Raw genomic sequence first — 13,731 nt, 5'->3', positions numbered from 1 at the left:
GGGCTTTCTCGCTCGATGGGCTGGCTACAATTGCCAGACCACTCCGGGAATTGCCAGTGAAATACCTGATGTGGCTGCTAAAGGCAGCCATTTTTTTTACGCTTTTTGCTTTTGCGCTGAACAACCAGCAAACGGTTGCAGTGCACTTCTTCTTTGGTACCTTGTGGCAAGCACCCCTGGTGCTCGTGGTGCTGGTCACCTTTGCCTGCGGCCTTTCAATGGGTATTTTGGTCATGATGCCGCGCTGGTGGAAGAAACGCAAAGCGGCCTTGGCCCCTGCGCCGGCTTCGCTGCCAGATAAAGCCGCGAACAACCCCATCCCGCTTCAACATGGAATTTGACTTCACCTGGGTTCTGCTCGGATTTCCGATTGCCTTTACGCTGGGCTGGCTGGCCTCCCGGCTGGACTTACGGCAACTGCGTATCGAGAATCGCCAGGCACCCAAAGCCTACTTCAAGGGACTGAACTTCCTGCTCAACGAGCAGCAGGACCAGGCCATTGATGCCTTTATTGAAGCTGTTCAGAATGATCCCGACACGTCCGAGCTGCACTTTGCCTTGGGCAACCTGTTTCGCCGCCGTGGCGAATACGAGCGCGCCGTAAGGGTTCATGAGCATCTGATGTCGCGCGGCGACTTGACCCAGCCTGAACTCGAGCGCGCCCAGCATGCACTGGCACTGGATTTTCTGAAAGCCGGTTTGCTTGATCGCGCCGAGGCTGCGCTTCGAAAGCTCGAAGGCACAGCGTTTGAAGAAGAAGCCCGGTTGGCGCTGCTGTCGATTTACGAGCGTTCGCGAGACTGGGCCAATGCCACCGAAATTGCCGCCCGGCTTGGCAATTCCAGCCACGGCAGCTTCAGCACGCGGCAATCGCATTATTTGTGCGAACAGGCGAGTGCGTCCGTTGCCATGGGTGATACCGGCGCGGCACTTGGCGCGCTGATGGAGGCTGTTGCCATGGCGCCCGCTTCAGCCAGGCCATTGATTGATCTGGCCAAGCTCCAAAGCCAGCTAGGCCAGGGACAGGATGCGTTTCAGACTCTGCGCACGCTCACCACAGTCGCCCCGCAGGCATTGCCACTGGCCGCCAACCTGTTGGCCAATGTGGCGCAAAACAGTGGCGAACAGCAAGCCGCGCTGGCGCTGCTCAAGGCCGGCTATGCCCAGACACCTTCGATTGACCTGATCGAAGCCATCGTCAAGCTTGAAAAGGATTCCTTGTCCGCGCGTAACTGGTATGTCACACACATGGAGCGTGAAATTTCCCTGGTGGCGGCCGGCAAGTGGATTGCGGGAGAGAAACTTGAAGACGAACATCACCACACGCTAGTGCAGCGGGCGATGGATCAGGCCACCAAACCCTTGATGCGCTACCGTTGCGCCGCCTGCGGCTTTGAAGCCACGCAGCATTTCTGGCATTGCCCAGGCTGCCAGGCATGGGACAGCTACCCCGTGCGCCGCATTGAAGAGTTGTAACGCTGTTGACCTTACAAAAATGAAACCGACCATCACTCCCGAAAAAATCGCATCGGCCCGCGTCCTGGTGGTTGGCGATGCCATGCTGGATCGCTATTGGTACGGTGCCGTCGACCGGATTTCGCCCGAGGCGCCAGTTCCCGTGGTACGCGTGACCCGCACCGAAGAACGGATTGGCGCGGCGGCCAATGTGGCCTACAACATCGTGACGCTGGGGGCCCAGGCTTCGCTGTTGACGGTGGTAGGCGAGGATGAAGCCAGCCACACGCTGGAAGACCTGGTGGCGAAAACCGGTATCACGCCCTACTTCGGTCGTGATGCAAATCTTAAAACCACGGTTAAATTGCGCGTGATCGGGCGCCAGCAGCAACTGCTGCGGCTGGACTTTGAAAACACACCTGAGCATGAAGTGCTGGCATCCCAGTCCGCCACCTTTGAAACGCTTTACCCCGAGCATCAGGCGGTCCTGTTTTCGGATTACGGCAAGGGCGGCCTGGCGCACATCGTGACCATGATTGCCCAGGCGCGCGCTGCCGGCAAGGTGGTGCTGGTGGACCCCAAAGGTTCGGATTTCGACCGCTACAGGAATGCCAGCGTCATCACGCCGAACCGCGCGGAACTGGAGCATGTCATTGGTCCCTGGAGCAGCGAAACCGAACTGCGAACCAAGACACACAACCTGCGTTCGGCGCTCAATCTCCAGGCTTTGCTGGTCACCCGCAGCGAAGAAGGCATGACCCTGTTCGACGCGCAAGGAGAACTGCATGTGCCCACGGTGGCCAGGGAAGTTTTTGATGTCACCGGCGCTGGTGATACCGTGATTGCCACGCTGGCCACCATGGCGGCGGCCGGCTTGAGTCTGCGCGACGCCGTACTGATTGCCAACCGTGCCGCAGGCATCGTGGTGGGAAAATTCGGCACGGCCACGGTCAATTACAGCGAGCTTTTTGCCACTTCCTGAGCGCTGCGTCGCCCTGAACACCTAGGAAATTTCATGAAAATCGTAGTCACCGGCGCCGCCGGATTCATTGGCAGCAACCTGGTCAAGGGACTCAATGCCCGCGGCATTGATGACATCATTGCTGTCGATGACCTGACCCAGGGCGACAAATTCCGCAATCTGGCCGACCTGAAAATCGCCGACTATATTGATACAGATGATTTTTACGGCCAGTTTGCCGACGGCGCTTTTGGCCATGTCGAGGCAGTGTTTCATGAGGGCGCCTGCAGCGACACCATGGAACTTGACGGCAAATACATGATGGCCAACAACTACACGCTGTCGTGCGATCTGTTTCGTGCCTGCCAGAACCAAAATACCCGCCTGCTGTATGCCTCGTCAGCCGCCACGTACGGCGGATCAAGCACCTTCAGCGAGTCTCCGGAATTTGAACAGCCGCTGAATGTCTACGGTTACTCCAAGCTGCTGTTTGACCAGCACTTGCGGCGCGAACTCGGCACGAGATTTGAAAACGGGGAGACGCAGGTCGCGGGATTTCGCTATTTCAACGTCTATGGCCCGCGCGAGCAGCACAAGGGCCGCATGGCCAGCGTGGCCTTTCACCAGTACAACCAGTTCCAGGCAGAGGGCAAAGTCAAGCTGTTTGGCGACTACGGCGGCTACGGCCCGGGCGGGCAAATGCGAGACTTTGTCTTTATCGACGACGTAGTCGCGGTGAATCTCTGGTTTTTTGACCATCCTGAAAAATCGGGTATTTTCAATCTTGGGACGGGCCGCGCCCAACCGTTCAACGATGTCGCGATTGCCGTCGTCAACACCTTGCGCCAAGGCCAGAATTCAGCTCCATTGAGTCTTGAAGAGGCAGTGCGCGGAGGCATGATTGATTACATCGGTTTCCCCGAGGCACTCGTTGGTAAGTATCAAAGCTACACGCAGGCCGACTTGAGCGCATTGCGTGGGGCAGGCTGCGAGCATGCGTTTGCTGATGTGCAAACCGGGGCAGCGGCTTATATGCGCTGGCTGAGCGACGGTAAAAAATAACAGCTTGTCCGATTGCCCGTTTTTTCTGCCGTGAATCTTCCCAGGCCATGCATTCAGTGAAGGCTTGACCACTTTGAAAGCGCTTCGTTGTTCCATGGTGCATCGCTAGATGCCAATCCACTCCAGTTCAAGGATTTCCAATGCTGAAACAATTATTGGCATTTTTTGCGGCGCTTTCTTTCACGGCAGCCTTTGCCGCCGTTGATGTCAACCAAGCCAGCGAAGCTGAACTCGACGGGGTCAAGGGTATCGGACCTGCCACCAGCCAGCTGATTGTTGCCGAGCGTAAAAAATCCGAGTTCAAGAACTGGGCAGACTTCATCGGGCGCATCAAAGGCCTGGGCGACAAAAGCGCGGCAAGGTTTTCCGCACAAGGCATGACCGTGAGCGGCGCGGCCTACGAGGCGGATATGGCTGACAAAAAACCTGCCAAAAAATGACCCGGTGCATACCGAGTGGCATGAACTCTACGCAGAAGAGTTCCGTTGAAAACTGAATTTGATTTGCCCATGAAAAAACCCGCTTCGAAAGCGGGTTTTTTTTAATTGAAAGCCAAGGCGTCCAAACCATCAGCCCATGTGCAGTCCACCATTCAGCGAGAAGTCAGCGCCCGTGGCATAGCCGCCTTCTTCGGACGCAATCCAGGAAATGATGGAAGCAATCTCTTCCGGTTTGCCCAGACGCTTGGCGGGCACGCCAGCCACGATTTTCTCCAGCACTTCCGGACGAATGGCCTTGACCATGTCGGTGCCGATATAGCCCGGGCTGACCGTGTTGACGGTCACGCCCTTGCTGGCCACTTCCTGCGCCAGCGCCATGGTAAAGCCATGCAGGCCGGCCTTGGCGGTGGAATAGTTCACCTGGCCAAACTGGCCTTTCTGGCCATTGACCGACGAGATGTTGATGACGCGGCCAAAACCTGCGGTCACCATGTCTTCGATCACCTGCTTGGTGACATTGAACATGCTGTCGAGGTTGGTCGAGATCACGGCGTCCCAGTCGGCCTTGCTCATCTTGCGGAACTGACCGTCACGGGTGATGCCTGCGTTGTTCACCAGCACGCTGACCGGGCCATGCTCTGCCTTGACCTTTTCGAAGGCAGCCACTGTGGAATCCCAGTCGCCCACGTTGCCAACCGAGGCATGGAAGGAATAACCCAGTGCTTTTTGCTCGTCGAGCCATTTGGCGAAGTCACGCGTGGGACCGCAGCCGGCAATGACGGTGAAGCCATCCTTGGCCAGCCGCTGGCAAATGGCCGTTCCGATGCCACCCATGCCGCCGGTTACATACGCTACTTTATTGCTCATTGTCTTCTCCTAGGATCGTTGGATTAATTTAAAACTGTTGCTATTACTCTAATAGCTGCTCACGCCCTGCTGGCAAGCGCGCATGGCTGTTTTACCTGATATTTAGCGTTCCAGTGTGAGGGCAACCCCCATGCCGCCGCCAATACACAGGCTGGCAATGCCTTTTTTGGCATCGCGCCGCACCATCTCGTGCAGCAGCGTGACCAGAATGCGGCAACCGGACGCGCCAATCGGGTGGCCAATGGCAATCGCGCCGCCGTTGACGTTCACCTTGCTGGTGTCCCAGCCCATTTCCTGGTTGACCGCGCAGGCCTGGGCGGCAAACGCCTCATTGATTTCGAGCAGGTCAAGATCCTGCGCCTTCCAGCCAGCGCGCTGCAAGGCCTTGGTCGAGGCAGGCACCGGACCCATGCCCATGTAGGCGGGGTCCAGGCCGGCCGTGGCATAGCTGGCGATGCGGGCCAAGGGCGTCAATCCCAGGGCGGCGGCCTTTTTGGCGGTCATGACCATAACAGCGGCAGCGCCATCATTCAGTCCGGATGCATTGCCTGCGGTGACGCCGCCCGCCTTGTCGAATGCCGGTCGCAAGCCGGCCAGGCCTTCGGCGCTGGTCTTGCGGTTCAGAAATTCGTCTGCCGAAAACACTACCGGATCACCCTTTTTCTGGGGAATCGAGATGGGAATGATTTCATCCTTGAATTTGCCCGCATCCTGGGCCGCCGCCGCCTTCGTCTGGCTGGCAAGGGCCAGCGCATCCTGGGCTTCCCGGCTGATGCTGTACTTCTTGGCGACGTTTTCGGCGGTAATGCCCATGTGGTACTGGTTGTACACGTCCCACAGGCCGTCAACGATCATGGTGTCGACCATTTTCCAGTCGCCCATGCGCTGGCCGTCACGCGAGCCGTTCAAGACATGCGGCGAGGCGCTCATGTTTTCCTGACCGCCTGCAATCACGATCTCGCTGTCGCCGGTGGCCACGGCCTGGGCTGCGAGCATGACGGATTTCAGGCCGGAGCCGCAAACGGCGTTGATGGTCAGGCCCGGAATGCCCTGGGGGAATCCGGCTTTGAGCACGGACTGGCGAGCAGGGTTCTGGCCTGCACCAGCAGCAAGCACCTGACCCATGATGACTTCGCCAATCTGTTCAGCGTTCAGCCCCGAGCGCTGCAGCACGGCCTTGATGACGGCAGCGCCCAGTTCGGTGGCAGGTATTTTTGCCAGCGAGCCGCCGAATTTTCCGACAGCGGTCCGGCCTGCTGACACGATAACGATATCTTCCATGTTGTCTCCTTAAAAAACCTTAGATGCTTCCGGGTGCTGTTGAACCAAAACACCGAGACGGTGAAACCTGTCCGCGCCTGAAACCGGCAATGGTTTGCGGCCTGATTCAGGCCTTGGCCTTGACGTAGCGGCCGGGTGCGGGTTCGATGGTCTTGAACTTGCGGCTGCCATAGGTTTTGGGTGCCGCTATCTGCTTGCCGGCTTGGCTCTGCAGCCAGTCGGACCAGTCAGGCCACCAGCTGCCGGCATGCTCGGTGGCATTTTTTTGCCAGTCTTCCTGCGACGCGGGGTATTTATCGCCAGCCGTACGGCTGGACGCCAGCTGGTCATTGGTCCAGTAGCTGCGCTTCTTTTTGGCAGGCGGATTGATCACGCCGGCAATATGGCCGGACGCCCCCATCACAAAGCGCTTTTTGCCCGGCAGAACCTGGGTTGACGCATAGGCGCCGCCAATCGGCACGATATGGTCTTCGCGCGAGCCATAAAGGTAGAACGGCATGTCGAGCTTGCCGAGATCGACCTTTTCGCCACACACAACCATTTTTCCGGGCTTGATCAGGTTGTTTTCGAAATAGGTATTGCGCAGGTACCAGGCATAGAACGGTCCTGGCAGGTTGGTCGAATCGCTGTTCCAGTAGAGCAGGTCAAACGGCGGCGGGGTTTCGCCCTTGAGGTAGTTGCCGACCACATAGTTCCAGACCAGGTCGTTCGGGCGCAAAAAGCTGAAGGTGGACGCCAGGTCCTTGCCCTTGAGCAAGCCGCCCTTGCCCATTTCGGCTTCACGGTACTTGACCGACGTTTCGTCAATGAAGATGTCCAGGATGCCGGTGTCGCTGAAGTCCAGCAGCGACGTCAGCAGCGTGACGCTTTCCACCGGTTTTTCGCCGCGTGCTGCCAGCACCGCCAGCGCCGTGCTCAGGATCGTGCCGCCGACACAGAAACCCAGGGCGTTGATGGTGTCGGCGCCGGTGATCTCGCGCACTACTTCAATCGCCTTGATGGGCGCGTTCTCGATGTAGTCGTCCCAGGTCTTGCCAGCCATGGACTGGTCCGGATTGCGCCAGCTCATCACGAAGGTCCGGTGACCCTGGGCCGTGGCATAGCGAATCAGGGAATTTTCAGGCTGCAGGTCGAGGATGTAGAACTTGTTGATGCAGGGCGGGACCATCAGGAAAGGCTTTTCAAATACCTGTTCCGTCAGCGGCTTGTATTCGAGCAGCTGGAAATACTCGTTCTCGAACACCACGGCGCCTTCGGTGGTGGCGACGTTTTTTCCGACCTCGAAGATACTTTCGTCAGTCATCGACACATGGCCCTGCTTCATGTCGTGAAGCATGTTCGCCAGGCCCTTGGCGATGCTTTCGCCCCGGGTTTCGATGGCTTTTTTCTGCGCTTCGGCATTGAGCGCCAGAAAGTTGCTGGGTGCTGAAGCTGCCATCCACTGCTCGACCGCGAAACGCAGCCGCGCCTTGGTCTTGGCGTCGCTTTCGACGGCTTCGGCCAGACTCATCAGGGTGGTGGCGTTGAGTTGGTAAGCCGAGGCCAGGAATTTGGACACCGGGCTGGCCTGCCAGGCGGGATCGGAGAAACGCCGGTCGGCCGGGGTCGCGGCCTCGTCGCCTGCGTGCAATCCCTGGTTCCAGAGCGCCGATGCGCCGGCAATGTAGCGCTGCTGAAGCTCAAGGAGCTTGGAGGGCTCGAACGTGATGGACGGCTGGGAAGAAGGCGCCATGGACTTGAACGCCGACAGGTCCATCGCTGGAAAGCCGGGCGCGGTCCCAGCCCCAAAGGACGACATCACCTGCTTGATCCCTTCTCCAAGGGTTTCCTGCATTTGTTGAGTCGCCTGTGTCCAGTTCAGTTCAGAATTCATCCGTGTCTCCTCGGTTATGCAATGTCTTGGCAAACGCCATCTGCTGCTGCCAGTATCCTATCAATTACTTTTTAGATCCTGACAAGAAAGCATGAACTCACTATGTATTTGGTCGTTATAGCGTGGATGTATGTCGTGCTGATGATGAGCGCCGCCGAAGCCGCGAGCATCAATGGAACCGTCCTGGGCGCATTGGTCACCCTTTTACTCTATGGCGTGGGTCCGGTGATATTGGTGGTTTACCTGATGGGCGCGCCTGCGCGCAACAAGGCAATCAAAAAGCGCGAGGCCGAGGCGCGGGCAAGCCATCTGGCCTCCGCCGGCCAGGTGGCGAATCCGGCCACTGCTTCAGCCGTCGAGCCAGATGCAGGCAGCCATGCGCCCGGTGGTGGCGAAGCCATTGCCCGGGATGCCGGCATCGCGCCGGTGGGAAAAAAATCTTGACGGATTGGCCACCGTACACCAAGGCGCGCTGCCGTCGTTTCCATAAACCTGCGTGATACCCAGCGCCTGCAACCGAAGGCGGGCCAGGGCTGGCAGGTCGGCCAGGTATTTGCCCGGCCCGATGGTGGTGAAGCAACGCGCAGCTTGCGGCTGCCGCGCTGCAAACGCAGCCCTGACCTCATCGCCCACCTCGAACGCCGCAGGCCCGATGCACGGGCCCAGCCAAGCTATTATTTTTGTAGCTGCCTGCGCATGCCCGTATTGCGCAAGCGAACTAAAAGACTCAAAAACCGACTCGATGACGCCCTGCCCTGCGGCATCAGCACTGCCGGCCAGCCCCCGCCAGCCGGCATGGGCCGCGGCGACCTTTTTGCCGTCCAGGGAGGTCAGCAGCACCGGCAGGCAGTCGGCCACCATGACGGTGCAGGCGAGCTGGCGATGCACCGTGACGCAGGCATCCGCAAGCTGGCCGTCGGGCGTGTCCGGGTCCAGCAGTTCCACCCGGACGCCATGCACCTGGTTGAAGAAGACTGCGCGCTCGGCGCCCGTGGCCATCTTCAGCAGATGGCGGTTGGCATCCACCGATGCCGGCATGTCGCCCACATGGCTGCCCAGGTTCATGGCGTCGAACGGCACGGCCGACACGCCGCCGGCGCGGGTGGTGAACACCGCCCTGACGCTAGCCGGCGCAGGCCAGTCCGGGACCAGCCAGTCGGGATGAAAACGGCTGTACAAGTTCAAGCCCGACTGTCAGGACAGGCTGACGGCTGCGCCTTCTGGAAGGCTGGCAGCGCCATGCACGCATGATAGGCAGCCATGGTGAGCGGCAGGCTGTCAAAACTCACCTCGAAACGTTCGGCATTGAAAATCTGCGGCACCAGGCAGCAGTCGGCCAGCGTTGGCGTGTCGCCGTAGCAATAGCCAGAGGCGGGCAGGCGGGCAAGCTGGCGCTCGAAGGCCTCCAGCCCCTGCCTGCACCAGTGGCGATACCATTTGTTTTTTTCCTCGTCCGCCACATGCAGCTCGCCCACCAGATACTTCAGGACGCGCAGGTTGTTGAGGGGATGAATTTCGCAGGCAATCGACTGCGCCAGTGCCCGCACCTTGGCGCGGCCCAGCGCGTCGGCGGGCAGCAGAGCGGGCGCGGGATGCATTTCGTCAAGGTATTCGATGATGGCCATCGACTGCGACAGCTTCTCGCCCTGCACCTCGAGCAGCGGCACCAGGCCATCAGCGGAAAGCGCCGCATAGGGCTCTTTCATATGCTCGCCCCGGGTGAGCTGGACCGCGATGTAGTCGTAAGCCAGGCCCTTGAGTTCCAGCGCGATGCGCACCCGAAATGATGCCGAAGAACGGAAATAGTTGTGCAGCTTCATGGCCGAAAGCATAAACCGGGATTGCGTTCCCTGCTTTTTCGGCTGCGCGGAGGGTTGCCTGGCCGTTGGCGCGAAGACAGGCCCGCCAGTCAGCCGATGGCGGCAAAGCGGGTGCCGGCCTGCTTGATGCTCCAGAGCAGTTCGACCAGCGCCGGATTGTTCAGCAGCGGTTCGCCCATCAGGATCAGCCAGTAACCCGCACCGTCCACCCAGAAGGGCAGAAAGGCCTGGTCTGGCAGCAAAAATTCCGGGTCGCTGTGAAACGACACATAGCGCGTGGCGCCGTCCCAGCCGCGCCGCGCCTGCCGCGCCGCAAAATCCGAATAGTCGGCAGCGGCAGCGCAGAGCAGTTCGGCCTCGTCCTGGCCGACGCCGGCGCGGCCCAGGCAGAAGCCACCTTCAGACGCCAGCACGGCGCGGCGCTCGCCCGACAGCGAGGCAATCACATGCTGCAAAAAATCGTCCAGCCTGGCATCGGGACCCTGAAGCGATCCGGGCAGTGCCTGCACCCAGCCGTTTTCAAGCGCGCCGGCCAGCAGACCGGGCGCGGCTGGCTCGGTGGCGGTCCAGGCGGCCAGACTTAGTGAATGCTCGCCGGCCAGCAGACTTTGCAGGGCGGCGGCGGTGTCATCGGGTGTTTTTCGGGCAAACGCACGCAGCACGCCGGCGGGCGTCAGCATGAAGCATTCGGATGCAGTCAGGGTCATGGCATTTGCTCGACAAAGTGGTTGTTTGAAAAAGTTTTTGCGGCAAGCCCGCGGCAGGTTCAGGCCTTTCAGCCTGGAAGGAGTTGGACCAGCTTCCACAGCAAGGCTTGCAGCGGCTGCGCGGGAATGTCCAGTCGCGCAGCGCGCGCCCGGGCATCCCGGCTGTCAATTGCGTCGATTTCGATGCTTGAGGCCAGTTCGTCGTCCTTGCACAGTTGTTCGAGCACCGGCGCGGGCGTGTTGCTTGCCGCCCATTGCTCGCCGGGATGAAAGATCATCCGGTTGACGAACGATATCCGCAGCTCAAAAGGCTGCTGCTGCGCCAGGGATTCGGCCAGCCTTCGCAGGAAAAGCGGCATTCCGGGCAAGGCGGCCATACGTGCCTGGAATTCGCTGGAAGCCAGCGTGCCCTCCACCAAGGCAGGCGCAGCCAGCGGCGGCCGTTCAACGGCATCAGGCAGCGCCATGGTGCCAGTCGGCAAGGTCTGGGCAGGCTCCACGGGGAGCAATGGCCGCGAAGACGGGCGGGCTTGGGCTGTGCGCACCCTGTCAGGTGCTGCTGGCTTCATGGCCGTTGATCTTGCCGGAGCGGTCCGGCCGGCCGCCGCCTGCTGGAGCGCAGCCCGCATGGCTTCGACGCCGTAGGGCTTGTTCAACAGCACCAAAGGCTGGCTTTGGCTGCAATGGGGGCCCAGCGCCGACCAGGTCTGGTCAAAAGCGGGCGCTACCAGCACGGCGGGCGCGCCGCCGAGCGCCTTGAGCAGTTCATCTTGCGCCGCATCGGTCCAGCGCGCCATGCCCCTGCCCGCCAGATCGACCACGTAAAGCTCCGCCGGTGGCAGGGGCGCCCCGGGTCCGTCCGTGGCCGGCAGGCACTGCCAGCCGGGCAGTGACTTGCCCACCAGCATGCCCAGAGCCACTTCTTCTCGGGCCGTCAGGCCGGCCAGTGCGATGTTCATGTCGTCTCCCGGGGTTGTTCGAGTTGCAGGCTCACCGCTTCCCAGTCTGCGGGCAGGGCCGCGCCCGACTGGCGCAATGCACGCCGCGCCAGCATGAAGGCCAGGTTGTCATGGCAGGTCACGCAGTGGTGCAGGAATTCGTTTTGGGCCGTCTGGTTCCGGGCCTCGAAGGCCAGCACCGCCTGCCCGGCCAACAGGCGTGAATCGTCCACGCTGCAGCGCCGCGCGCGGGTGGAAATGTCGGCCGAAGGATGGGCCAGCACGCTCCATCGCGTGGCCAGGGGGTTGATGGCGGGCAAAGGCGCCTGGTCGAGCTGCGCCTCGAACCAGCGGGCCGCATGGGCCGAAAGCCGACCTTTCGCCAGGTGCAGGGCGGTGCGCTTGAGCGTTGCGTGTGGCGTGCCGAAACTACCGAACAGATCGGCCAGCGCCCCCTGCACTGGTTCGGCGCCGGGCAGTTCGAGCGTGGCCTGCAGACGCGCCATGTGGGCGTCCGGGTCGCCCGGAACGCGCAGCATGCGCCGCGCATGCCGCCTTGCCGCCAGCCGGGCGACTCGGGGGCCGGGCCCCGCGCCAGCCGTTTGCGCGCGCTCAGTCAAGAAGTGTGTCCATCAGATCGATCATGAATTCCGCGTCTTCCTGGCTCATGGGTTCAAACCCCTTGGGAAGGCCCAGCGCGTCGAGCACGTCGCGGTCGGCCGGCTCGCTGCCGATACCGAGCAAGGCCTGGCTGACGCGCGGCAGGTCGCCGGCCATGCGCGGATGGGCCAGCACCACATGCGAGATGTCGCTGATGCGGCTTTCCACCAGCACGCGCAGCTGGCTGCGGGTCATGCGTGTCAGCGACGCATAGGCTTCGGCCAGGAAAAACCCGGCCTGCACCTCGCCTTTGATCGTCAGGCGCGCCGCCGCCTGAAAACTGTCCACCGGCACCCATTCGATCAGAGCCTCCGTCAGGTCGGCCGGCTCCAGCAGGCGCAAGCCGATCAGCTTGACATCCTTGTTGTCGGTCAGTGCAATTCGGCTGCCGGGCCGGAGGTCCTCCAGCCGTTGCAAGGCCGATTCGGCAGCGGTGGCAATCACCATCTCGTCAGACTTCCCGGCTGGCCGGGCGAACGGCACGTACCCCTGCTGGCGGATCATGTCTACGGCGTCGAAGGGGTTGGCATAGACCAGGTCAACGTTGCCCCCGGCAAGCAGGCTGGATTGTTCCGGCGGGCTGGCCGGGGTCAGCAGGTGCAGCCTGATGCCGGAGCGGCGCTGCAGCAGGGTGTTGAGCATGTGCCAGCCGGCAAAACGCTCGGGCGAAAAATCGGGGGCGATCAGGAAATTGAGGGTCATGGTGCGGCTTTCTCTTTGTCCTGGGCCTGTTCCTGCTCCAGCCACTGGCGGTACACCGGAATCAGCTCGTCGATGCGGGTGCGCGAGGGCTTGCGCCGGACCGAGGTATAGCCCGCAATCTGCCCGTTGCGTATGTTGGGAACGGCGGTGGCGTAAACCCAGTAGTAAGAGCCGTCCTTGCGCAGGTTCTTGACGTAGCCATGCCACTTCTTGCCCTCGGCGACCGTGTCCCACAGCCCCTTGAACGCGGCCTTGGGCATGTCGGGATGGCGCAGGATGTGGTGCGGCTTGCCGATCAGCTCGTCCCGCTCCCAGCCGCTCAGCTCGACAAACGCGTCGTTGGCATGCGTGATGATGCCTTCCAGGTCGGTGCGGGAAACAATCAGCCGCCCTTCGGGAAACGGCACTTCCACACTGGTGGTGAAAACCGTGCGGGAGGTCCCGTCGGTGTAGGTCAGGCTGGACTCGACGGCGTCTGGGGTCGGCCGGGACATGTCGGAAAGTTGCATGGCGGCTCCTTTAGATCAGCTTGGACAGCGTTTCGGCGGCCCGCTTGATGTCCAGAAAGATCAGGCCGAGCTTGGCGTTCGACTTGGCCAGCACCGTCAGCACGGCCTCGGGGCCCGCCGAACTCATGATGACGTAGCCGCGCTCGCCCTGGATCAGCACCCGCGCCAGCGTGCCGCGCGCCAGTTCGCGGGCGGTGCGCTCGCCCAGCGACAGCAAGGCGGCCGACATGGCGCCAATGCGGTCCTCGTCCATGCCGTGCGGCAGTGCCGAGGCAATCATCAGGCCGTCGGTCGAAATCAGCGCCGAAGCCTCGATGTCGGCGGTTGAGCCGTTCAAGTCTTCCAGCGCCTGCTGAAACATGTCTGTGCGCATTATTTACTCCGTGTTCATGCATCCAAATTCGTTGAAACCATTAAACAGCACACACCAAACGTAACGACTGACACAAATCAATA

17 protein-coding genes are annotated in these 13,731 nt (G+C 61.1%); 6 read left to right on the top strand and 11 right to left on the bottom strand.

Translation table 11 applies throughout. The features are described 5' to 3' along the window. Positions 1-56 precede the first annotated feature (56 nt). From EC86_RS0102860 to EC86_RS0102840, 5 genes are all read left to right on the top strand, one after another. Positions 57-341 (top strand): LapA family protein, encoded by a 285-nt coding sequence (locus EC86_RS0102860; RefSeq protein WP_029524192.1) that lies wholly within the window; start codon positions 57-59, stop codon positions 339-341. Continuing rightward, the gene (gene lapB / locus EC86_RS0102855) at positions 331-1,476 is read left to right on the top strand and encodes a lipopolysaccharide assembly protein LapB (protein WP_029524191.1); all 1,146 of its coding nucleotides are present in this window, start codon (positions 331-333) and stop codon (positions 1,474-1,476) included. The genes EC86_RS0102860 and lapB overlap by 11 nt, the downstream gene beginning before the upstream one ends. 19 nt (positions 1,477-1,495) lie before the next feature. Next, a complete protein-coding gene (gene rfaE1 / locus EC86_RS0102850) occupies positions 1,496-2,437 on the top strand; it encodes a D-glycero-beta-D-manno-heptose-7-phosphate kinase (protein ID WP_029524190.1) in 942 nt (313 codons plus the stop codon). A gap of 33 nt (positions 2,438-2,470) precedes the next feature. Further along, a complete protein-coding gene (rfaD, locus tag EC86_RS0102845; protein WP_029524189.1) occupies positions 2,471-3,478 on the top strand; it encodes an ADP-glyceromanno-heptose 6-epimerase in 1,008 nt (335 codons plus the stop codon). Between the two features lie 140 nt (positions 3,479-3,618). After that, positions 3,619-3,918 carry a ComEA family DNA-binding protein gene (locus EC86_RS0102840; RefSeq protein WP_029524188.1) on the top strand — a complete coding sequence of 100 codons (300 nt, stop codon included), beginning with the start codon at positions 3,619-3,621 and terminating at the stop codon, positions 3,916-3,918. Positions 3,919-4,047: 129 nt separating this feature from the next. On the opposite strand, the gene phbB is transcribed toward EC86_RS0102840, so the two are convergent. The 3 genes from phbB to EC86_RS0102825 form a co-directional block, all read right to left on the bottom strand. Then, entirely contained in the window at positions 4,048-4,785 is a 738-nt protein-coding gene (gene phbB / locus EC86_RS0102835; protein WP_029524187.1) for an acetoacetyl-CoA reductase, read from the bottom strand. Positions 4,786-4,887: 102 nt separating this feature from the next. Beyond that, on the bottom strand, positions 4,888-6,066 hold the full coding sequence (locus EC86_RS0102830) for an acetyl-CoA C-acetyltransferase (RefSeq protein WP_029524186.1): 1,179 nt from the start codon (positions 6,064-6,066) through the stop codon (positions 4,888-4,890). A gap of 106 nt (positions 6,067-6,172) precedes the next feature. Next, complete coding sequence (locus EC86_RS0102825) at positions 6,173-7,939, bottom strand: PHA/PHB synthase family protein (protein WP_029524185.1); 1,767 nt, start codon at positions 7,937-7,939, stop codon at positions 6,173-6,175. Positions 7,940-8,041: 102 nt separating this feature from the next. On the opposite strand from EC86_RS0102825, the gene EC86_RS27465 reads away from it, so the two are divergent. Then, the gene (locus EC86_RS27465; RefSeq protein WP_084181120.1) at positions 8,042-8,383 is read left to right on the top strand and encodes a hypothetical protein; all 342 of its coding nucleotides are present in this window, start codon (positions 8,042-8,044) and stop codon (positions 8,381-8,383) included. Here the strand turns inward: EC86_RS27465 and pgeF are convergent. The 8 genes from pgeF to EC86_RS0102785 form a co-directional block, all read right to left on the bottom strand. Next, positions 8,288-9,124 (bottom strand): peptidoglycan editing factor PgeF, encoded by an 837-nt coding sequence (gene pgeF / locus EC86_RS0102820; protein WP_408633862.1) that lies wholly within the window; start codon positions 9,122-9,124, stop codon positions 8,288-8,290. The two genes, EC86_RS27465 and pgeF, sit on opposite strands and share 96 nt — an antisense overlap. After that, the gene (gene maiA / locus EC86_RS0102815; RefSeq protein ID WP_029524183.1) at positions 9,121-9,759 is read right to left on the bottom strand and encodes a maleylacetoacetate isomerase; all 639 of its coding nucleotides are present in this window, start codon (positions 9,757-9,759) and stop codon (positions 9,121-9,123) included. Before maiA ends, pgeF begins: the two co-directional genes overlap by 4 nt. 89 nt (positions 9,760-9,848) lie before the next feature. Further along, positions 9,849-10,466 (bottom strand): hypothetical protein, encoded by a 618-nt coding sequence (locus tag EC86_RS0102810; RefSeq protein WP_029524182.1) that lies wholly within the window; start codon positions 10,464-10,466, stop codon positions 9,849-9,851. A 68-nt stretch (positions 10,467-10,534) separates the two neighbouring features. Then, a complete protein-coding gene (locus EC86_RS0102805) occupies positions 10,535-11,425 on the bottom strand; it encodes a hypothetical protein (RefSeq protein WP_029524181.1) in 891 nt (296 codons plus the stop codon). Then, the gene (locus EC86_RS0102800; protein WP_156955200.1) at positions 11,422-12,024 is read right to left on the bottom strand and encodes a hypothetical protein; all 603 of its coding nucleotides are present in this window, start codon (positions 12,022-12,024) and stop codon (positions 11,422-11,424) included. The genes EC86_RS0102805 and EC86_RS0102800 overlap by 4 nt, the downstream gene beginning before the upstream one ends. Beyond that, positions 12,017-12,766: a phosphate/phosphite/phosphonate ABC transporter substrate-binding protein gene (locus EC86_RS0102795; protein ID WP_029524179.1), complete on the bottom strand. Its 750-nt coding sequence runs from the start codon at positions 12,764-12,766 to the stop codon at positions 12,017-12,019. The genes EC86_RS0102800 and EC86_RS0102795 overlap by 8 nt, the downstream gene beginning before the upstream one ends. Beyond that, the gene (locus tag EC86_RS0102790) at positions 12,763-13,275 is read right to left on the bottom strand and encodes a PAS domain-containing protein (RefSeq protein ID WP_029524178.1); all 513 of its coding nucleotides are present in this window, start codon (positions 13,273-13,275) and stop codon (positions 12,763-12,765) included. The genes EC86_RS0102795 and EC86_RS0102790 overlap by 4 nt, the downstream gene beginning before the upstream one ends. Before the next feature lie 10 nt (positions 13,276-13,285). Next, entirely contained in the window at positions 13,286-13,648 is a 363-nt protein-coding gene (locus tag EC86_RS0102785) for a roadblock/LC7 domain-containing protein (RefSeq protein WP_011802192.1), read from the bottom strand. Between the last annotated feature and the right edge of the window lie 83 nt (positions 13,649-13,731).

Origin of the sequence: Polaromonas glacialis, from assembly GCF_000709345.1 — a bacterium.
Taxonomy (GTDB): domain Bacteria; phylum Pseudomonadota; class Gammaproteobacteria; order Burkholderiales; family Burkholderiaceae_C; genus Polaromonas; species Polaromonas glacialis.
This window is presented reverse-complemented; position numbering and strand designations above follow the sequence as displayed.